The sequence below is a fragment of the Streptomyces sp. NPDC006140 genome, assembly GCF_040628815.1.
Lineage (GTDB): Bacteria > Actinomycetota > Actinomycetes > Streptomycetales > Streptomycetaceae > Streptomyces.
Genome location: NZ_JBEXTS010000012.1, coordinates 167,760 through 187,636 on the forward strand (window position 1 = coordinate 167,760; position 19,877 = coordinate 187,636).

At 71.1% G+C, this 19,877-nt stretch carries 21 protein-coding genes, 1 tRNA gene and 1 riboswitch; of the genes, 8 read left to right on the forward strand and 14 right to left on the reverse strand.

Annotation, left to right across the window (positions count from 1 at the left end; all coding sequences use genetic code 11):
• Positions 1-35: 35 nt before the first annotated feature.
• The gene (locus ABZ386_RS28760; protein WP_356501053.1) at positions 36-557 is read right to left on the reverse strand and encodes a DUF2267 domain-containing protein; all 522 of its coding nucleotides are present in this window, start codon (positions 555-557) and stop codon (positions 36-38) included.
• Between the two features lie 166 nt (positions 558-723).
• Positions 724-1,146, reverse strand: coding sequence for an Hsp20/alpha crystallin family protein (locus ABZ386_RS28765; RefSeq protein ID WP_351341933.1), 423 nt, complete (start codon positions 1,144-1,146; stop codon positions 724-726).
• A 213-nt stretch (positions 1,147-1,359) separates the two neighbouring features.
• Here ABZ386_RS28765 and ABZ386_RS28770 point away from each other — a divergent pair, with 213 nt between their 5' ends.
• Positions 1,360-1,662: a hypothetical protein gene (locus ABZ386_RS28770; protein WP_031113249.1), complete on the forward strand. Its 303-nt coding sequence runs from the start codon at positions 1,360-1,362 to the stop codon at positions 1,660-1,662.
• Between the two features lie 431 nt (positions 1,663-2,093).
• The gene (locus tag ABZ386_RS28775) at positions 2,094-3,560 is read left to right on the forward strand and encodes an alginate lyase family protein (RefSeq protein WP_358966608.1); all 1,467 of its coding nucleotides are present in this window, start codon (positions 2,094-2,096) and stop codon (positions 3,558-3,560) included.
• 60 nt (positions 3,561-3,620) lie between these two features.
• Here ABZ386_RS28775 and ABZ386_RS28780 read toward each other — a convergent pair whose 3' ends face one another.
• Together ABZ386_RS28780 and ABZ386_RS28785 are read right to left on the reverse strand one after the other, a co-directional pair.
• Positions 3,621-5,114 (reverse strand): MFS transporter, encoded by a 1,494-nt coding sequence (locus ABZ386_RS28780; protein ID WP_358966477.1) that lies wholly within the window; start codon positions 5,112-5,114, stop codon positions 3,621-3,623.
• A 98-nt stretch (positions 5,115-5,212) separates the two neighbouring features.
• Positions 5,213-6,553: a DUF445 domain-containing protein gene (locus ABZ386_RS28785; RefSeq protein ID WP_356501067.1), complete on the reverse strand. Its 1,341-nt coding sequence runs from the start codon at positions 6,551-6,553 to the stop codon at positions 5,213-5,215.
• Positions 6,554-6,747: 194 nt separating this feature from the next.
• Here ABZ386_RS28785 and ABZ386_RS28790 point away from each other — a divergent pair, with 194 nt between their 5' ends.
• Positions 6,748-8,082 (forward strand): SGNH/GDSL hydrolase family protein, encoded by a 1,335-nt coding sequence (locus tag ABZ386_RS28790; protein WP_351341941.1) that lies wholly within the window; start codon positions 6,748-6,750, stop codon positions 8,080-8,082.
• Between the two features lie 124 nt (positions 8,083-8,206).
• Here the strand turns inward: ABZ386_RS28790 and ABZ386_RS28795 are convergent, their stop codons facing one another.
• Genes ABZ386_RS28795 through ABZ386_RS28810 form a run of 4 tightly spaced genes read right to left on the reverse strand, consistent with a single transcriptional unit; the run spans position 8,207 to position 11,613 of the window.
• Complete coding sequence (locus tag ABZ386_RS28795) at positions 8,207-8,938, reverse strand: DUF1707 domain-containing protein (RefSeq protein WP_351341943.1); 732 nt, start codon at positions 8,936-8,938, stop codon at positions 8,207-8,209.
• A 33-nt stretch (positions 8,939-8,971) separates the two neighbouring features.
• A complete protein-coding gene (locus tag ABZ386_RS28800) occupies positions 8,972-9,940 on the reverse strand; it encodes an ATP-binding cassette domain-containing protein (protein ID WP_358966611.1) in 969 nt (322 codons plus the stop codon).
• 25 nt (positions 9,941-9,965) lie between these two features.
• Entirely contained in the window at positions 9,966-10,820 is an 855-nt protein-coding gene (locus tag ABZ386_RS28805; RefSeq protein WP_351341945.1) for an ABC transporter permease, read from the reverse strand.
• Complete coding sequence (locus tag ABZ386_RS28810) at positions 10,813-11,613, reverse strand: ABC-2 family transporter protein (protein ID WP_358966480.1); 801 nt, start codon at positions 11,611-11,613, stop codon at positions 10,813-10,815. Before ABZ386_RS28810 ends, ABZ386_RS28805 begins: the two co-directional genes overlap by 8 nt.
• Before the next feature lie 472 nt (positions 11,614-12,085).
• Between ABZ386_RS28810 and ABZ386_RS28815 the strand changes: the two genes are divergently transcribed.
• Complete coding sequence (locus tag ABZ386_RS28815) at positions 12,086-14,485, forward strand: transglycosylase domain-containing protein (protein ID WP_355715897.1); 2,400 nt, start codon at positions 12,086-12,088, stop codon at positions 14,483-14,485.
• A gap of 7 nt (positions 14,486-14,492) precedes the next feature.
• On the opposite strand, the gene ABZ386_RS28820 is transcribed toward ABZ386_RS28815, so the two are convergent.
• From ABZ386_RS28820 to ABZ386_RS28830, 3 genes are all read right to left on the reverse strand, one after another.
• A complete protein-coding gene (locus tag ABZ386_RS28820) occupies positions 14,493-14,813 on the reverse strand; it encodes a multidrug efflux SMR transporter (protein WP_031113232.1) in 321 nt (106 codons plus the stop codon).
• 34 nt (positions 14,814-14,847) lie between these two features.
• Positions 14,848-14,920: riboswitch (guanidine-III (ykkC-III) riboswitch) on the reverse strand.
• A gap of 65 nt (positions 14,921-14,985) precedes the next feature.
• Entirely contained in the window at positions 14,986-15,342 is a 357-nt protein-coding gene (locus ABZ386_RS28825; RefSeq protein WP_010040015.1) for a co-chaperone GroES, read from the reverse strand.
• 44 nt (positions 15,343-15,386) lie between these two features.
• Entirely contained in the window at positions 15,387-15,716 is a 330-nt protein-coding gene (locus ABZ386_RS28830; RefSeq protein WP_114253056.1) for a DUF3618 domain-containing protein, read from the reverse strand.
• Between the two features lie 95 nt (positions 15,717-15,811).
• Between ABZ386_RS28830 and bcp the strand changes: the two genes are divergently transcribed.
• The 4 genes from bcp to ABZ386_RS28850 all read left to right on the forward strand — a co-directional run bounded on the left by bcp (position 15,812) and on the right by ABZ386_RS28850 (position 17,649).
• Complete coding sequence (bcp, locus tag ABZ386_RS28835; RefSeq protein ID WP_351341951.1) at positions 15,812-16,279, forward strand: thioredoxin-dependent thiol peroxidase; 468 nt, start codon at positions 15,812-15,814, stop codon at positions 16,277-16,279.
• A gap of 149 nt (positions 16,280-16,428) precedes the next feature.
• Positions 16,429-17,070, forward strand: a complete 642-nt coding sequence (locus tag ABZ386_RS28840) for an HNH endonuclease signature motif containing protein (RefSeq protein ID WP_356501075.1) — start codon at positions 16,429-16,431, stop codon at positions 17,068-17,070.
• A complete protein-coding gene (locus tag ABZ386_RS28845) occupies positions 17,067-17,561 on the forward strand; it encodes an HNH endonuclease (RefSeq protein ID WP_355715904.1) in 495 nt (164 codons plus the stop codon). The genes ABZ386_RS28840 and ABZ386_RS28845 overlap by 4 nt, the downstream gene beginning before the upstream one ends.
• Positions 17,562-17,576: 15 nt before the next feature.
• Positions 17,577-17,649 (forward strand) — tRNA-Leu (locus ABZ386_RS28850).
• Between the two features lie 52 nt (positions 17,650-17,701).
• Here the strand turns inward: ABZ386_RS28850 and rdgB are convergent.
• The 3 genes from rdgB to rph form a co-directional block, all read right to left on the reverse strand.
• Positions 17,702-18,304, reverse strand: a complete 603-nt coding sequence (gene rdgB / locus ABZ386_RS28855; RefSeq protein WP_355715907.1) for an RdgB/HAM1 family non-canonical purine NTP pyrophosphatase — start codon at positions 18,302-18,304, stop codon at positions 17,702-17,704.
• Positions 18,305-18,445: 141 nt separating this feature from the next.
• Entirely contained in the window at positions 18,446-18,847 is a 402-nt protein-coding gene (locus ABZ386_RS28860; RefSeq protein WP_351341957.1) for a hypothetical protein, read from the reverse strand.
• 142 nt (positions 18,848-18,989) lie between these two features.
• Positions 18,990-19,727, reverse strand: coding sequence for a ribonuclease PH (rph, locus tag ABZ386_RS28865; protein ID WP_358966484.1), 738 nt, complete (start codon positions 19,725-19,727; stop codon positions 18,990-18,992).
• Positions 19,728-19,877 lie beyond the last annotated feature (150 nt).

Genomic DNA, 19,877 nt, shown 5'->3' on the forward strand with positions numbered 1-19,877 from the left:
CCTCACCGCCCGCCTCGGATCACGGCGTCACGGCGTCACGGCGCCGGGCTCAGGTCCGCTCGGCCGAACAGGAGGGCGTATCCCGCCGGGAGTTGGGTGAGGATGCGGGTCACCAGGTCGTCGCCGACCAGGCGTGGCAGGACGCTCAGGACCGAGCTGACGTCCCAGCGGGCCGTGGCGGGGGTGGCTCCCTCGATGCGGGCCGCGACCGATTCGACGAACTCCGCGGCGGTGAGCCGGCGCGTCACCGGGATCTGGCCGGCGACCACTCTGGCGGCCTCCTCGGGGAGGGCGCGGGCGAGGTCGACCCGTTCGTCGCCGATCACGTGGCCGCCGAGGGCTGACAGGACGATACGGGTGACCCGCTCCGCCTCCGACCTGGTGGTGTACTGGCCCGACTCCCGTACCGCCTCGACCAGTTCGGTCCAGGCGTCGTCGTCGCCGTGGGGGCGGGGGTGGTGCGGCGGGGCGGGGATCAGGGTCGTCGGGGACGGGGGCGTGAGTGCCGTCGTCGCAGGGGGCACGGTCGTCACACTGGGCACCGTCGTCGCGCTCATGTGCGGGTCTTCCTCCGGATCCTGTCCTGCCCCCGGGCCGCCGGGCTACGACGCCGACGGCGCGGGGTGCGTGGGGGGGGATGCGTGGGGGTGTGGGGCTGTCCCGGGGTGGGACGTCCTCGGGGCCTCGGGACAGCCCGCTGGATGCGTGGGTACGGGGCCGCGGTCAGCCGCTGATCTGCTTGCGGCTGTCGCCGCCCGTGATCTGGATGCGGCGGGGCTTGGCCTGCTCGGCCACCGGGATGCGCAGGGTCAGGACGCCCGCCTCGTACGAGGCGTCGATGCGTTCCGTGTCCAGCGTGTCGCCGAGGAAGAGCTGGCGCGTGAAGGTGCCGGTGGGGCGCTCGGCGACCAGCATCTCCGCGTCCCCGGGGGCGGGGGACCTGCGCTCCGCTCGCACGTTGAGGACGTTGCGCTCGACATCCAGCTCGATCGACTCGGGGTCGATGCCGGGGAGGTCGAAGTGGACGAGGAAGTCGTCCCCGGAGCGGTAGGCGTCCATCGCCATCGCCGACGGGCGGGTGGCGGGGCCGAAGACCTGCTGGGTGAGTCGGTCGAGTTCACGGAAGGGGTCCGTGCGCATGAGCATCACTGGTCACTCCTCTCTTCAGGCGCTGCCTGTGCGATGCCCTTACGTTCTGCGTCTTCTTATATAGCTCGGAGGAGGAAACTTGACAAGCCTCGACTCATATCGGGGCGGTCGATCTTGTGGTGCCCCGGCGCGGGAGCCTGCCACCTGGGGCGTTAGCCTCGAAGCTCGTCCTGGTCTCGCGAGCGAGGGCACAGGAATCAGGAGGCAGATATGGCGAGGGTTCCCAGCGCGGTGGTCGCCGCGAGCGGTCTCGTGGGCGGGTACGGCGTGGCCCGCTGGAGCAGGAAGCGGCAGCTCGGCGGGGTCGTGCTCGCCGTGGCCGGGGCGGCGGCCGCGCGGCAGTGGCGGCAGCAGGCCGGCGGGGTGGCCGCGGGGGCGTTGTCGGCCGCGTACGTCGCCGCGTTCGCCGGGTCTCATCCGCTGGCGAAGAAGGTCGGGGCGTGGCCTGCCGTGTTCGGGGTGGCCGGGGCCGTGGGGCTGGCGTCGTGGGTGGTGGCGGACCGGCGCGGCTGAGGAGCGGAGGGCCGTTTCCTACCCCGCGGCGAAGGGCCGTTTCCTACGGCGCGGCGGGCGGCCGGTCACCAGGGGCGTGCCGACCGGCCGCCCCCCTCCAGCCAGTGCAACGGCCCGCCGCACCAGTACAGCCGGTCCACCGAGCCGAGCGCACAGCAAAGAACCCGGCCCTGTAACCCAGGGCCGGGTTCTTGTTTGGAGCGCCGGGCAGGCCTTGCACCTGCATCTCCCCACAGGAAGTGGGGCGTCTTTCCTTGGACCACCAACGCACTGTCCGCCTGCCGGAGTTCCGGCGACCGGACGCAGATCAACTATAACCCAGTTTTTGTTATCGCCTTGACCACCCGGACGTCTCCTCACCGTCCCCCGCAAGAACGCGACCTACGACGCTGAGGTACGACGACGTGACACGACAGATCAGCCGCCGGAGCATGCTGAAGGCCGCGGGCGCGGCAGCCGGAGCCGTCGGGACCGCGGCCGGTGTGGCTACGGCCGTGCCCGCCGCCGCGGCCGGCGGCCCCTTCGCCCACCCCGGCCTGCTGCACACCCGTACCGATCTGGACCGTATGGCGGCCAAGGTGAAGGCGGGCGCGAGACCGTACACGGCCGGGTTCGCCAAGCTCACCGCCAACCGGCATTCACAGAGCGGATGGCGGGCGAATCCGCAGGCCACCGTGTACCGGGGGTCGGGTACGCCGGAGAACTACCGGCTCCTCTACAACGACATCCACGCCGCCTACCAGAACGCCCTGCGGTACCACGTCAGCGGTGAGGAGGCCCATGCCGACACCGCCGTGGCGATCCTCAACGCCTGGTCGGGGAAGCTGACCGCGCTGAAGGGCAGCGCGGACCGGTTCCTGGCGGCGGGGTTGTACGGCTACCAGTTCGCCAACGCCGCCGAACTCGTACGGGACCACGGGGACTTCGAACTCGGGCGGGCGCGGAAGCTGCTGCTGGACGTCTTCCACCCGCTCAGCGACGACTTCCTGACCCGGCACAACAACGCCGTCGTGACGAACTACTGGCCCAACTGGGACCTGACGGCGATGGCCTGCGTGCTCGCCACCGGGATCTTCTGCGACGAACGGGCCATCGTGGACCGGGCGGTGGAGTACTTCAAGCACGGGGACGGCATGGGGTCGGTCCGGCACGCGATCCCGGTCGTGCACGAGGACGGGCTCGCCGAGTGGGTCGAGGCCGGGCGGGACCAGGGGCACGCGCTGCTCGGGGTCGGGCTGATGGGCACGGTGTGCGAGATGGCGTGGAACCAGGGCATCGACCTGTACGGCTACGACGACAGCCGGTTCCTCAAGGGCGCGCAGTACGTGGCCAAGTGGAGCCTGGGCGGGGATGTGCCGTACACGGCGAACACGCGGAAGAAGGGCGCGATCGGGGGGTGGTCCGGGACTGAGACGGCCTCTGATGTGGCGGTGGCGAATCCGGCGATGACCCGGCCGATCTGGGCGATGATCGCCAATCACTACACCAAGCGGCGGGGGCTGTCGGCCTCGTACCTCACGCGTGCCGCCGCCAAGGCCGCTCCGGAGGGCGGGGGCGGCGACTACGGGCCCAACAGCGGGGGTTACGACCAGCTGGGCTTCGGCACGCTGGCGTACACGCGGGACAGGGCGGCGGATCCTGCGGCGCCGGCGCCGAGCCCTGCCGGTGGGGCGCCGACACCCAGCCCGACCGGTGCGGCGTCGGCGCCGCGCCCGTCCGGTGGGGCCGGGGGTGTTCGGCCGCAGGGGACGGTGAGTGCCTCGGCGTCCCCCGGCACGGGCCGTGACCTGGCCTCCACCGGGTCCGAGGAGGTGGTGGGCTGGGCCGCTGCCGCGGGCGTCACCGCTGTCGCCGGTGGGTTGCTGCTGCTGCGGCGGCGGGGCGGCGGCGCCCAGTAACGCCTGGGCGCCCGTCGCCGTGCCCCTGGGACCCCGACCGCCCAGCGGCACGGCCGCCGCTCAGGTCGCCATCCTGGACCTCGGCTTCGCCTGGTCCGTCGAAGCCGACGCCGTCAGGGGCTTGGCGATGTCCTCCAGGGAGCGGCGTTCCGCCCGGACCGCGAGGAGCGCTGCCGTCAGGCCCGCCAGGCACATCAGCGCCGCTCCGATCTGGAACGCGAGGACCGTGTCGCCGACCTTGCCCGTGCCGGTGAGGTCGGCGAACAGGAGCGGGCCGCTGATGCCGCCGGCGGCCGTGCCGATGGCGTAGAAGAAGGCGATGGACATGGCGCGGGTCTCCATCGGGAAGACCTCGGAGACCGTCAGGTAGGCGCTGGACGCGCCGGCCGAGGCGAAGAACAGCACCGCGCACCAGCAGGCCGTCAGCGTGCTCGCGCTCAGCGAGCCCTGGTCGAAGAGCCAGGCCGTGCCGAAGAGGAGCAGGCCCGAGAGGAGGTAGGTGCCGGAGATCATCACGCGGCGGCCGACCGTGTCGAAGAGCTTGCCGAGGAGCAGCGGGCCGCAGAAGTTGCCGAGCGCGATGACGGCGAAGTAGTAGCCGGTGCTGCCGCTCGGGACGTCGAAGAACGTCGTGAGGATCGCGCCGAAGCCGAAGGTGATGGCGTTGTAGAGGAAGGCCTGGCCGATGAAGAGGGAGAAGCCGAGGATCGCGCGGCGGCGGTAGTCGGAGAAGACCGTGCGGCCGATCTCCAGGAAGGAGACGCTGCGGCGCTGGTGGATGGTGATCTCGCCGTCCGGGCGGGGCAGCGGCTCGCCGTGCTCCTCCTCGACCTGCCGCTCGATGGCGGAGACGATGCGTTCCGCTTCGTCGTCACGGCCGTGGATCAGCAGCCAGCGGGGGCTCTCCGGGACGTGCCGGCGGACCAGGAGGATGACCAGGGCCAGGACCGCGCCGAGTGCGAAGGTGAGGCGCCAGCCGACGTTCGCCGCGAAGATGTCCGTGTCCAGCGCGACGATCGCGAGCAGGGAGCCGAAGACCGCGCCCAGCCAGAAGCTGCCGTTGATCATGAGGTCGACGCGGCCGCGGTACTCCTTGGGGATCAGTTCGTCGATCGCGGAGTTGATGGCCGCGTACTCGCCGCCGATGCCGAAGCCGGTGAGGAAGCGGAAGAGGAAGAACCACCAGGTGTCGAAGGCGACTGCGGTGAGGGCGGTGGCGGCGAGGTAGACCGCCAGCGTGATCATGAAGAGTTTTTTACGGCCCCACTTGTCCGTCAGACGGCCCCAGAACAGGGCGCCCGAGCAGGCTCCGGCGACGTACAGGGCGGCGGCGAGGCCGGTGACCTCGCCGGAGGTGATGGGCAGGCCGCTGCCCGGTTCCGACAGGCGGCTGGCGATGTTGCCCACGACGGTGACTTCCAGGCCGTCGAGGATCCACACCGTGCCGAGGCCGATGACGATCGTCCAGTGCCAGCGCGACCACGGGAGGCGGTCGAGGCGGGCGGGGATGTCGGTGGTGACGGTTCGGCCGGTGGCGGCCTGCGCGGTGGTCATGGGCTCCCTCCTCATCGAGAAGAACCCGGGCCGAGTGCCCTGAGCGGGTTCGCTTACGCGCTGGCACCCGGCGCCACCGGTGCGTCACGACCTGCCGCTCACGCCCCCAGCGCGTGCGACACGGTGTAGATCAGCAGGCCGGCCAGCGAGCCGACCACCGTGCCGTTGATGCGGATGAACTGCAGGTCGCGGCCGATGTTGGCCTCGATTTTCCGCGTGGTGTGCTCGGCGTCCCAGCTCGCCACCGTGTCCGTGATGAGGGAGGTGATCTCCTTGCGGTAGGTGGTGACGACGTACACGGCCGCGTCCTCGACCCACTGGTCGACCTTGTCCTGCACCTTGCGCTCGGCCGCCATCCGGGCGCCCAGCGACAGCAGCGAGGCGCGGACGCGCAGCCGCAGCTCGCTGCGCTCGTCCTCCGCCGCCGCGACGATCATGGACCGGACGGCCGTCCAGGCGCTGGCGATGAGGTCCTGCACCTCGCCGCGGCCGAGCACCTCGCCCTTGAGCCGTTCGACGCGGGCGCGGGTGTCGGTGTCGGACTGGAGGTCGCCCGCGAAGTCGGTGAGGAAGCGGTCCAGGGCGCCGCGGGCGGGGTGGGCGGGCATGTCGCGCATCTCGGTGGCGAAGCGCAGCAGTTCCTTGTAGACGCGCTCGCCGACCTTGCGGTCGACGAACCTCGGCGTCCAGCCGGGGGCGCCGCCCTCCACGGCGTCCATGACCTCGTCGCGGTGCAGGACCAGCCAGTCGTGGGCGCGGTTGACGATGAGGTCCACGACCCGTTTGTGGCCGCCGTCGGCGACGACCTTCTCCAGCATCTTGCCGATGCCGGGCCCGATCTCCTGGGCGTTGGCGCGGCGCGTGATGGCCTCGCCGACCACGGCCTGGACGTCGGAGTCGCGCAGGACCGTCAGGGCGCCGCGCAGGGCGGTGGACAGCTCGGCCGTGACCCGGTCGGCGTGCTCGGGGACGGCGAGCCAGGCGCCGAGGCGGCTGCCGATGCCGACGGCGCGCAGCCGCTGCCGTACGACGTCCTCGGAGAGGAAGTTCTCGCCGACGAACTCGCCGAGGGAGACGCCGAGCTGGTCCTTCTTGGTGGGGATGATCGCCGTGTGCGGGATGGGGATGCCGAGGGGGTGGCGGAAGAGGGCGGTGACGGCGAACCAGTCGGCGAGCGCGCCGACCATGCCCGCCTCGGAGGCGGCGGCGACATAGCCCGCCCAGGGACCGGCGCCGGAGTTCTGCGCCCACTTGGCGAGGACGTAGACCACGGCGACGAACAGCAGGAGGCCGGTGGCGGTGAGTTTCATCCGGCGTACGCCGCGCTGTTTCTCCTCGTCCGCCGGGCTGAAGGTCGTCATCGCACGGTTCACGGCGGGCCGGGGGCGGGCATGCTGCCCCGCGACGCTGCCCTTTTCTTCCACTTTGGTCCGTTCCATCCGCTCCACCCGCTCGGTGATCCCGCACACATTGTCCCTTCCTGACCGACTCCTGGAACGGAACAGGAGTTCCCGGCGTCTGTCGGGAGGGGGTAATGCGACGGGGTCCTGTCAGCTTCCCCGTGCCCATGCCGCATCATGGGAACATCAGATCGGAGCCTGAGGCTCCCATCGCCCGAGGAGAACTGAAGAGCATGACCCGGGGTCGTGGTTACGCCCTCCTGGCCGTCGTCGTCGCAGCGATCGTGGCCCTTTCCACCGCCATATACGTCGGAGTGGCGTCCGACAACGGCACCCGCAACCGGAACGCACTCGCCGACGGCCGCGTCCCGAACAACCCCGCCGCCCCGGCCTCCACCGGCACCTGGGTCGGCACCTGGTCCACGTCCCCGGCCGGCGCCGAGCCCGGCACGGAGACGACCGGCATGGCGGACCGCTCGGTACGCAACGTCGTCCACACCAGCGTCGGCGGTACGAGTGCCCGCGTGACGCTGTCCAATCTCTACGGCCAGTCGCCGCTGAACATCACGCAGGCGTCGATCGCCGTCGCCGCGGGCAGCGGCACGCCCGCCGCGCTCGCGGACACCATGCGGCAGCTGACCTTCAACGGCGGGCCCGCGGTCGTCGTCCCGCCCGGCGGGCAGGTGATGAGCGACGCCGTGCGCATCGCCATCCCGCACGACGCGGACGTCCTGATCACCACGTACACGCCGACCAGCTCCGGCCCGGTCACGTACCACCCGCACGCCCGGCAGACCTCCTACGTCGCCCGGGGCGACCAGGCGCGGGACGTGACGGGCACGCCGTACACCGAGGAGACCAGGTACTGGCGCTACCTGACCGCGCTGGACGTGCTGAGCAACGAGTCCGACGGGACGGTGGTCGCCCTGGGCGACTCGCTGACCGACGGCATCACCTCCACGTCGGGCGCCAACAGGCGGTGGACCGACGTTCTCTCGGACCGGCTACGCGCGGAGATCGCGGCCGGGCGGGACCTGCCGCGCTACAGCGTCGTCAACCAGGGCATCAGCGGGAACCGGGTCCTCACCGACGGGCTGGGCCGGCCCGCGGACAACCCCAGCGGGCTGAACCGCTTCGCGCGGGACGTCCTGCAGCGGACCAACGTCAAGGTCGTCGTCATCGACCTCGGCGTCAACGACATCCTGCGCAACCCGCGGCTCGCCGACCCGGACGCGATCGTCGGCGGCCTGCGCACGATGGTGGGGCAGGCGCACGCGCGTGGGCTGAAGGTCGTGGGCGCGACCCTCATGCCGTTCTACGGGCACCGGGGTTACACGGACGCGCGTGAAGGGGTGCGGCAGGCCATCAACGCCGAGATCCGGGCGGGGCGGGTGTTCGACGCGGTCGTCGACTTCGACGCGGCGCTGCGGGATCCGTACGACCCGCGGCGGCTGCGGCCGGTGTACGACTCGGGGGATCATCTGCACCCGAGCGACCAGGGGTACGCGCGGATGGCGCAGGCGTTCGACCTGGAGTCGCTGAAGGGGTCGGCGCCGGCGGAGCTGTAGGAGACAGCTCCGCCGCGGGCAGTCGTGCCGCTGGGGCGGCACGGGTGGGCGCGGCGGCACCCCGTCGCGCCGGGCTGCGCAACGCCCGGCCCGGGCGGCGACGCCGAGCACCCGCCGAGCGGCCTCAGTGCTCCCAGTGCGAATCCCGGCGGGAGCCGCCCAGCTCCCGCCCCTCCGTCCCCCGCTCCAGCTTCTCCCGGCGCCGTTCCTCCCTGACCCGCTGCTTCTCCGCGCGCGTCAGCTTCCGCTGGACCCCGACGCCGCCCCACAGCGCGAAGCCCGTGACGATCACGCGCGGTGCGCCGGGTGCGCCCGGCACGCCCTCCTCGCGGTGGTCGAAGCCGCCCATGATCCCGATGCCGCGGACGACGACCTCCACCCCGGGCGGCACGATGACGTCCACCCCGCCCATGATCGCGATCGCGTTGATCTCGACCTCACGCTCCGTGAAGTCCGCCTCGCGCAGGTCGAGCTCCCCGCCGCCCCAGAAGGCGAAGCAGGTGAACCGCCGGGGCACCGTCCAGCGCCCCTTGCGCTGGAAACCCGACATCACGGCGACGGCCCACGTGGACGAACCCTCACCGCCGACGATCCGCCCGGACCAGTCCGAGCCGTCCGGGCCGACGGCGGGCTCCTTGCTCAGCGACACCACCGGCGCGGTGACGCCCGCGGCCGGCAGGTCCCGGGTGATCGGCGCCAGCTCCCCGTACGTCCGCGCCCGGTACGTCGCGTCCAGCCGCTCCTCGAACTCCGCCATGTCGAGACGGCCCTCCGCGAGGGCGTCCCGCAGGATCTCGGCGACCCGTTCACGGTCGGCGTCGGAGGCGCGGAGGTCCGGGACTGAGTCGTCGGTCATACACAGCAGATTACGAGTCGCCCGAGCCGGGCACTACGTGGTCGCACGCTCCGCGTACATTTTCGCGATCACCGCCTCGATGTCCGGCTCCCGCACCGACAGGTCGACCAGCGGATACTCCGCCGCGATCCGCGCCACCAGCGGAGCCGCCGACTCCGCCGCCGGGAACGCCAGCCACTGCCGCGGGCCGTCCACCCGCACGACCCGGGCGGGTGCGGGGGCGTCGATCGGCGGCAGTTCCCGCTCCAGGTCCACCACCAGGGTCCGCTCGCTCTCCCCCGCCTCGTGCAGCCCGGCGAGCGGCCCGTCGTACATCAGCCGCCCGTGGTCGATGACCATCACCCGCTTGCACAACTGCTCGATGTCCTGCAGGTCGTGCGTGGTCAGCAGCACCGTCGTACCGCGCTCGGCGTTCAACTCCCGCAGGAACTCCCGCACCTTGGCCTTGGAGACGACGTCGAGCCCGATGGTCGGCTCGTCGAGGTACAGCACCTCCGGGTCGTGCAGCAGCGCCGCCGCGATGTCGCCGCGCATCCGCTGCCCGAGCGAGAGCTGCCGCACCGGCACGTCCAGCAGGTCGCCCAGGTCGAGGAGTTCGACCAGCCGGTCGAGGTTCTCGCGGTAACGGGCGTCCGGGATCCGGTACATGCGGTGCATCAGCCGGTAGGAGTCGACCAGCGGCAGGTCCCACCACAGCGTCGTGCGCTGCCCGAACACCACCCCGATGCGGTGCGCGAGACGCGTCCGCTCCCGGGAGGGGTCGATGCCCGTCACCCGCAGCCGGCCCGCGCTCGGCGTGAGGATGCCGGTCAGCATCTTGATCGTGGTCGACTTGCCGGCGCCGTTCGGGCCGATGTAGCCGACCATCTCGCCGCGTCCCACCCGGAAGGAGATCGAGTCGACGGCCCGCACCTGCCGCCGCTCCCGCTTCATGAAGCCGGTCTTCTTGCGCACCTCGAAGACCTTCTCGACACCGTCGAGTTCGATGAACCCGCTTTCGATGAACCCGCTTTCGGAACCGGTCAACTCAACTCCCAGTACTCCGGTACGAACGAAGCCCCGCCCGCCACGCCACCCCGGCCAGCGCGCAGCAGACCACCGCCACCAGCGGCGACGCGAACGCCACCCAGGTCGGCAGGTCCAGCGGATACGGCCGCCCCAGCACATAGGACGCGGGCAGCCAGTTGACGAAGGCCAGCGGCAGCACGAAGGTCACCCCGCGCACCAGGTCCTGCGCGAACAGCACCGGCGGGTACTGCAGCAGCGTCGCCCCGCCGTACGTGAACGCGTTCTGCACCTCCGAGGCGTCCTGCGCCACGAACTGGAAGGCCGCGCCCGCCACGAACACCGAGCAGAAGATCGCCCCGCCGCTGACCACCATCACCGGCATCAGCAGCAGCTTCAGCGGCGTCCAGTCGATGTCCAGCGCGGTCAGCGCGTAGCCCAGCACCAGCACGCCCTGGGTGACCCGGCCCAGGCGGCGCAGCGCGAAGCGGTCGGCGGCCACCTGCGCCAGCACCGGCGCCGGCCGCACCAGCAGCGTGTCCAGCGTGCCGTCGCGCACCCGGCGCCCCAGCCGCTCCATCGACCCGATCAGCATGTCGGCGAGCCCGAAGGCCAGGCTGGACAGGCCGTACAGGAAGGCGATCTCGGGCAGGGAGAAGCCGCCCAGCGCGTCGACGCTGGAGAACATCAGCAGGATGGCGACGAAGTCCAGCCCCGTCACCGCGAAGTTGGTGAACGTCGTCAGGGCGAAGGAGGCGCGGTAGGCCATCGTGGAGCGGATCCACATCGCGGCGATCAGCCCGTAGGCGCGCAGCCCCTCCCGCACCCGGCCGGGCACACCGAGGACCTCCGCGCGCTCACGCACCGTGTCAGCCACCCTGGACCACCACCCGCCGCGTCGCCAGCGACTGCACCAGCCGCCCGGCCGCCAGCAGCGCCACCGCCCAGGCCGCCTGGAAGGCGTACGTGCCGAACGGGTCGGCCTCGCCGAGCAGGACGTCGGCCGGCGCCTGGAGGACCGACGACCAGGGCAGCATCCGCACGACATCGCCGAAGACGCCCGGGAAGACGTTCAGCGGCAGCATCATCCCCGAGCAGAACCAGCCGACGAACCACGCCATGTGGACCACCCCGGTGCCGTCGATCAGCCAGAACGCCGACAGCGCCACCAGGTACCGGATGGCGAAGCCGACCACCCAGGCCAGCGCCACCGCCACCAGGAACGCCACCCAGGCCGTCACGTCCCCGGGCAGCGCCAGGGGGAAGAGCAGCGCCCCGATGACGAAGGGCGGCACCCCGCGCGCGAACAGCTCGAACAGGGCCCGGCCCCCGTCGGCCGCCATCCACCACAGCTGGAGGTCGGCGGGCCGGTACAGATCGACGGCGACGTCCCCCGTACGGATGCGCTCCATCAGCTCGTCCTCGAAGCCGCCGCCGCTGATGCCGAGCGTCTTGAACAGCGCCTGGCCGATCCACACATAGGTGATGGCCTGCGCCTGGTCGTACCCCCCGAGGTGGGGTCTCTCGTCCCACAGCGCGAGATACGTGTACACCAGGATCAGGCCGAAGACGGTGTTGGTGAAGATCCCGGCCAGCATGGCCGCCCGATAGGTCGCGTACCGCCTGAAACCGCCCGCGGCGACGGCCGCGTACAACCGTCCCGAGCCCACATCCACCGCCCTCCTCGCCGCCGGCACCGAAGCGCAGGAGCCTAGTGGGCCGACGATCAACCGTGCCACGGGTTTTCCGGGCTCCGGGGGCGGCGCGGGGCGAGCCCGCACCGGCCCAGACGGTACGATCCGAGACGTCCGCGTGGGCCGAGGCGCCCGTGGCCAGGGCGAGCAGCGTGGCGGCGGTGCCGGCCAGGGCGGAGTGTGCGAGCAGTCGCATCTCGGTCGTGTCCCCCTTCGGGGGACATCACGCAAGCAGGAACGCACCTCGAACAGGCGTGCAGGGTGGCGAACGCGCCCCCCGGTCGCCTGCGCGCCCGCCCGCCTGCCGCCCGCCCGGGCACACGCCGCACGACACGGCCCTCGATCAGGGAACTGATCGCCGGATGGGACAGTCTTCACCACAGGGGCGCAAGAGCGAGCAGAGACGTACGGGAACGACGTACGACGCGAAACGGAGTCCGTGCACGACATGAGTGACGAGCCTCAGCAGCCGAACCCGGGCTGGGCACCGAGAGAGCCGCAGGCGGACGGCGACCCCGGCGCGCCTCAGGGCCCGGCGGCCGGGAAACCGAAGCGGACCGGCTGGCGCCGGATGATCCCGACCTGGCGCATGACGCTGGGCGGCTTCATCATCGTCGTCATGCTGCTGGTCGGCGGCTTCTTCCTCGGCTACTCGCTGGTGAAGATCCCGCCCGCCAACGCGCTCGCCACCAAGCAGGCCAACGTCTACCTGTACGCGGACGGCTCCGTGATCGCCCGCGACGGCGAGATCAACCGGGAGAACGTCACCCTCGCGCAGATCTCCAAGGACGCCCAGCACGCCATCCTGGCCGCCGAGGACCGCGACTTCTACACGGAGTCCGCCGTCGACCCCAAGGCCATGGTCCGCGCCGCCTGGAACACCGCCCTCGGCAAGGGCAAGCAGTCCGGCTCCACCATCACGCAGCAGTACGTGAAGAACTACTACCTGCGCCAGGATCAGACCGTCACGCGCAAGGCCAAGGAGTTCTTCATCGCGATCAAGCTGGACCGCGAGAAGAGCAAGGACCAGATCCTCGAGGGCTACCTCAACACCAGCTTCTTCGGCCGCAACGCCTACGGCATCCAGGCCGCCGCCCAGGCCTACTACGGCATGGACGCCAAGGACCTCGACCCGGCCCGCGCCGCCTACCTCGCCGCGCTCGTCAACGCCCCCAGCCAGTACGACGTCGTCGCCCACCCCGAGAACCGCAGGGCCGCCGAGTCCCGCTGGAACTACGTCCTGGACGGCATGGTCAAGAAGGGCTGGCTCAGCGAGTCCAAGCGGGCCGGCATGAAGTTCCCCGTCCCGAAGGAGTCCACCCTCTCCACCGGCATGTCCGGCCAGCGCGGCTACATCGTCCGGACCGTCAAGGACTACCTGATCCAGAACAAGATCGTCGAGGAGAGCAAGCTCGACGCCGGCGGCTACCGCATCACGACGACCCTGCAGAAGCCCAAGCAGGACGCCTTCGTGAAGGCCGTCGACGACAAGCTGATGTCCAAGCTCGACAAGAAGAACAACAAGGTCGACCGCTACGTCCGCGCCGGCGGCGCCGCCGTCGACCCGAAGACCGGCGAGGTCGTCGCGATGTACAACGGCATCGACTACGTCAAGCAGTACACCCCGAACGCCACCCGCAGGGACTTCCAGGTCGGCTCCACCTTCAAGCCGTTCGTGTTCACCTCGGCCGTCGAGAACCACTCCGAGACGCAGGACGGCCGCGTCATCACCCCGAACACGATCTACGACGGCACCAACAAGCGCCCCGTCCAGGGCTGGACCGGCGACCCGTACGCCCCCGAGAACGAGGACCAGCACTCCTACGGCGACATCACCGTCACCGAGGCGACCGACAGCTCCGTGAACTCGGTGTACGCGCAGATGGCCGCCGACGTCGGCCCCCAGAAGGTCAAGCAGACCGCCATCGACCTCGGCATCCCCGAGAACACCCCCGACCTCGCCGACGGCCCCGCCATCGCCCTCGGCACGGCCACCGCCAGCGTCCTCGACATGGCCGAGGCCTACGCCACGCTCGCCAACCACGGCCGCCACGGCACGTACACGATGGTCAAGAAGGTCACCAAGGAGGGCATGCCGATCGAGCTGCCCGAGCGGCGCACCCGGCAGGCCGTCAGCCGCGAGGCCGCCGACACCACCACCTCCATGCTCCAGAGCGTCGTCCAGAACGGCACCGCCTCCGCCGCCCAGGCCCTCGGCCGCCCCGTCGCCGGCAAGACCGGCACCGCCGAGGAGGACACCGCCGCCTGGTTCGCCGGCTACACCCCCGAGCTCGCCACGGTCGTCTCCGTGATGGGCCAGGACCCGGTCACCGCCGCCCACAAGTCGCTGTACGGCGCGATGGGCCTGCCGCGCATCAACGGCGGCGGGGCGCCCACGGAGATCTGGACGCAGTTCACCCAGGACGCCCTCAAGGGCAAGCCGGTCAAGGAGTTCGACCTGCGGCTCCAGCCGGGCGCCGACGTCTCCCAGGCGCCGGGCACCGAGCCCCCGGCCGACCCGACCACGGGCACCACCGACGGCGGCAGCACGTCCACCGGCGGCCAGGAGACCGGCACCGAGACGCCCGGCCAGTCGCCGAGCGCGCCCGAGGGGCAGACCCAGGGCCAGACCGACGGCGGCACCACCGACGGCGGCACGGGCGGCGAGTCCCCGACCGGCGGCGGCACCGCGGACGGCGGCACCGGCGACGGCGGCACCGCCACCGACGGAGGCACCACCGACGGCGGTACGACGGAGGGCGGCGGCGACGCGACCGACGGCGGCGCGACGGGCGGCCCGACGGGCCCCGGCTGGGGCGTGATGCCGCAGGGCGCGCGCCGCGAATAGGCCGGCCTCAGTGGCCTGACGTCGCCTTGAGCCCCACCACGGCGACCAGCAGCAGGCACACGAAGAAGATCCGGGCGGCGGTGGCCGGCTCCCCGAGCACCACCATGCCGAACACCGCCGCCCCGGCCGCCCCGATCCCCACCCACACGCCGTAGGCGGTACCGATGGGGAGGGTCCTTGCGGCCTGGGACAGCAGCAGCATGCTGGCGACGATGCCGGCGCCGGTGAGCACACTGGGCAGCGGGCGCGTGAAGCCGTCGGTGTACTTCATACCGACGGACCACCCGACTTCGAGCAGACCGGCGACGACGAGCAGAACCCAGGCCATGACGGGCACCTCCGGGAAACGGGCTGACGGTGTCGGTGCGTCGTCTTTGCCTTGATCCCGGTACGGCGCGTCTCGTCGGGGGTCCCCCCAACGTAGCAAAGGCACGCCGAAGGGGCCGGTGACCTGGGTCACCGGCCCCTTCGCGCGTGCCGCTCGCCTACAGGTCTCCGCCCTACAGGTACAGGCCCGTCGAGTCCTCCGACCCCTCGAACCGGTCCGCGGCCACGGCGTGCAGGTCACGCTCGCGCATGAGCACGTACGCGATGCCCCGCACCTCGACCTCGGCACGGTCCTCCGGGTCGAACAGAACCCGGTCGCCCGGCTCCACGGTCCGTACGTTCTGCCCCACCGCGACGACCTCGGCCCAGGCCAGCCGCCGGCCGACCGCCGCCGTGGCGGGGATCAGGATGCCGCCGCCGGAACGCCGCTCGCCCTCGCTGGTGTCCTGCCGCACGAGTACGCGGTCGTGCAGCATCCGGATGGGCAGCTTGTCGGGATGGGTGCTGTGCTCGTTTCTCTTGGCGCTCACGCCCTGAAACCTACCTGTCTTCCCGGCGGACGTACGCAGTCGGGTCAGCCCTTGCGGCGCCGCGTACCGACGGCCAGCAGGCCGACCACGCCGACGACCACGAGGGCGACCGGCACGACCCGCTCCAGCCGCGGCGCCCCGTCCTCGTCCACGAAGCGGGCCCGGACATCGGTGACGGCCCTGTTGATCTCCACGTAGGCCCGCCCGAGGGTGTGATCGATGTTCGACGCGACCTTGGCCTTGGCGTCCCCGACGATCGTCTTCGGGTGCACCCGCACCCCGATCTCGTCGAGGGTCTCGGCCAGGGTCTCGCGGCGGCGCCTGATGTCCGCCTCGATCTGCGCCGGGGTCCTGGTGTCCGCCGTGTCCGCCACCGTGTCGCCTCCGAAGTCGGTATGAAGCCTGTGCCGGACAGTCTGTCAGCTCCACGGCTCATCGCACTGTCCCGACCCCCGGTTACCCTGGCCTGATGAGCGAGCGACTCCAGCCGGGGGACGTGGCCCCCGCCTTCACCCTGCCCGACGCCGACGGCACCGAGGTGTCCCTGTCGGACCACAAGGGCCGCAAGGTCATCGTCTACTTCTACCCGGCCGCCCTCACCCCCGGCTGCACGAAGCAGGCCTGCGACTTCACGGACAACCTGGAGCTGCTGGCCGGCGCGGGCTACGAGGTCATCGGCATCTCCCCCGACAAGCCGGAGAAGCTCGCGAAGTTCCGCGACAAGGAGTCCCTCAAGGTCACCCTCCTCGCCGACCCGGACAAGAAGGTCCTGGAGTCCTACGGCGCCTTCGGCGAGAAGAAGCTGTACGGCAAGACGGTCGTCGGCGTCATCCGCTCCACGGTGATCGTGGACGAGGAGGGCAAGGTCGAACGCGCCCTGTACAACGTCAAGGCGACGGGCCACGTAGCCAAGATCATCAAGGACCTGGGGATCTGAACCCCGCCACTTCTCCAGCGAACGGCCCGCACCGGGAGCCCTCCGGTACGGGCCGTTCCGTATTCCGAGCGTGACTGTCCGACCATCGGTTCGTTACTTCGCACGGATCACGAACGGATGGTCGGGAGCGGAGCGGCGGAGAGGGTCCGATGGGGGCGAGTGCGTACACCAAGGAGCGGCTGGAGGAGGCGGCTCGGGGGGCACGGACGTTGTCGGAGGCGCTGGGGAGGCTGGGGGTGGATCCGCGGAGTTCTACCCGGCGGTATGTCTTTGAGCGGATGAAGAGGCTCGGGGTGGATGTGTCGCACTTCGAGCGAGAGGGGGTGAAGTGGACCAGGGACGTCCTCGAGCGGGCGGTCGCGGCCTCGACGAACATGTGCGAAGTGCTGCGGCATCTCGGGCTTGACGTGGTGGGCGGACATCACACGCACATCAGCCGTCGGATCAAGGCGTACGGCATCGACACCTCGCACTTCCAGGTGCCGACGAGACGTGGGAAACCCTGGCGGCCGCGGACCCCGGAGGCGCTCCTCGTCGAGCAGCCGGCCGATCGCGCCCGGCGCATTCCGAGCGACCGCCTCAAGTGGGCGATGGCGGCCTGTGGCGTGGCGGAGCGATGCGCGCTGTGCGGCACCGAAGCGGTCTGGCGGGGCCGCCCGCTTCCCCTGGAGGTCGACCACGTCAACGGCCGCTGGCGGGACAACCGGATCGAGAATCTTCGACTCCTGTGCCCCAACTGCCACGCGACGACGGACAGTTACCGAGGGCGCGGCAAAAGGCGTGCCTCATGAGCGACCGACGGGCACGGCCCACCCCCGAGGAACTTCGTGTCGCGGTCGCCGAGTCCGTCTCGCTTGCGGGCACGCTGCGCCGCCTGGGGCGCACGGACAGCGGCGCACAGCGCGCGCAGCTGCGTCAGTGGATCGCCGAGGACCGGCTCAGCACGGAGCACTTCCTGGGACAGGCGCACCAGCGTGGGAAACCCCGCCCGACCTCGGCCAGACGCCCTCAGGACATTCTGGTCAAGCACGACGGCAAGCGTCGGACCCGCACGGTTGTGTTGCGCCGGGCGCTCCACGAGGTGGGCCTGCCCGAAGAGTGCGCCGACTGCGGGATCGGTCCCGAGTGGCTCGGCAAGCCCATGACGCTGGAGGTCGATCACATCAACGGGGACTGGAGCGACGACCGGCTGGAGAATCTGCGGTTGCTGTGCCCCAACTGCCACGCGGTCACGAACACCTGGTGTCGGGGAGGGCAGCGGCGACATAATCTCGCCCAGTAGAGTAGAAACCTGCTGGCGCCCGTACGCCAACGGCTGAGCGGCGATCTTTAGGTGGTCGTGTCTGTCGGTTCGAATCCGACCGGGCGTACAGAGAGGGCACAGCCCCGCACCTTCGATTCAAGGGCGCGGGGCTGTCCCATTCAGCCCAGCAGCTCCCGGACCACCGGCACCAACGCCCGGAACGCCTTCCCCCGGTGGCTGATCGCGTTCTTCTCCTGGGGGGTCAGTTCCGCGCAGGTACGGGTCTCGCCCTCCGGCTGGAGGATCGGGTCGTAGCCGAAGCCGTTCGTGCCGGCCGGCGAGTGGCGCAGGACGCCGCGGAGTTGGCCCTCGACCACCCGCTCCGTGCCGTCCGGCAGGGCCAGGGCCGCCGCGCAGGCGAAGTGGGCGCCGCGGTGCTCGTCGGCGATGTCCGACAGCTGGGCGAGGAGCAGGTCCAGGTTGGCCTTGTCGTCGCCGTGGCGGCCGGACCAGCGGGCGGAGAAGATGCCGGGCGCGCCGTTCAGGACGTCGACGCACAGGCCGGAGTCGTCGGCGACGGCCGGCAGGCCCGTGGCCCGGGCCAGGGCGTGGGCCTTGAGGAGCGCGTTCTCGGCGAACGTCACGCCGGTTTCCTTGACGTCGGGGATGTCCGGGTAGGCGTCGGCGCCGACGAGTTCGTGGGGCAGCCCGGCTTCGGCCAGGATCGCGCGAAGCTCGGTGATCTTTCCGGCGTTACGGGTGGCGAGGATCAGGCGGGTCATGGACCCAACAGTATGACCCTTCCCCTGTGGGGCCGCGCCCCGTAAGGGGCGCGGGGAACCGCGCGACCAGCCCCCGTGGACCCGCACCCGTCCACGCGCGGAAACCCGGCACACGAGAAGCCCGGCCCAGCCAGCGCAGCGCTACGGCGTGCAGACCTTCGTCAGTTCGCCCGCCGCGTCCGTCACCGGACTGATGTCGGGCGTCTCGTCGCCGTTCTTGATGGCCGTGCGGACGTTGTCCACCGCCGCGTTGAGGTCGTCCACGGCCTTGTTGACGTCCGCGTTGTCCGTCTTGTCGCCGATCTCGCCGAGGTTCTTGTCGATGGAGTCGAGGGACTCGTCGAGCTGCGTCGGGTCGTTCGCGGCGTTGTCCACGGCCTGCTGGAGCTCCGTGACGCTGTCGGCGATGGCGTCGGCGGTCTGGACGCAGTCCAGCGCCTTGTCGACGGCGGCGCAGCCGGTCGTGAGTCCGGCGGTCAGCGCGACGGCCGCCAGGGTGGCGGCGACGGCTGCGGTGCGGCGTCGGCGGCGGCTCGCGGCCATGGAACGGTCCCTCTCGTCGGTCGGGCCGGGCGGCCCGTGTGGCTGGCCGAGCGCACAGGGATGAGCCGTGCGCCCGTACTCCTTCAGACGCGAGTGTGCTCGGCGCGGTTGCCCGTGCCGAGCACCTGTCTTGGCGCGCCCTTTACTTTTCGAGGACGGTATCAAGCGCCGTGCGCTGGTGGGCGGCGAGTTCCGTGCAGCCGGCGACGGCGAGGTCGAGGAGGGCGTTGAGTTCCTCGCGGGCGAAGGGTTCGGCTTCGGCGGTGCCCTGGATCTCGACGAAGCGGCCGTCGCCGGTGCAGACGACGTTCATGTCGGTCTCGGCCTTGACGTCCTCCTCGTAGCAGAGGTCGAGGAGGGGGACGCCGCCGACGATGCCGACGGAGACGGCGGAGACGGTGCCGGTGAGGGGCTGGCGGCCGGCCTTGATGAGCTTCTTGCGCTGGGCCCAGGCGACGGCGTCGGCGAGGGCGACGTAGGCGCCGGTGATGGCGGCCGTGCGGGTGCCGCCGTCGGCCTGGAGGACGTCGCAGTCGAGGACGACGGTGTTCTCGCCGAGGGCCTTGTAGTCGATGACGGCGCGCAGGGAGCGGCCGATGAGGCGGCTGATCTCGTGGGTGCGGCCGCCGATGCGGCCCTTGACGGACTCGCGGTCGCCGCGGGTGTTGGTGGAGCGGGGCAGCATGGAGTACTCGGCGGTGACCCAGCCTTCGCCGCTGCCCTTGCGCCAGCGCGGGACGCCTTCGGTGACGGAGGCGGTGCAGAAGACCTTGGTGTCGCCGAAGGAGACGAGGACGGATCCTTCGGCGTGCTTGCTCCAGCCGCGCTCGATGGTGATGGGGCGGAGTTGCGGGGGGGTGCGGCCGTCGATTCGAGACATGGCGCTGAGCCTATCCGTACCTGCGGAAGGGACCCCTCCCGTGGTGGGGAGGGACGGAGGACCCGGCGCTCATGTCTGAGAGGAATCACATGCCGTGCCGATGACACGGCACATCACCAAAGAAGCGAACGCTTGTTCCCATGCTCGCCG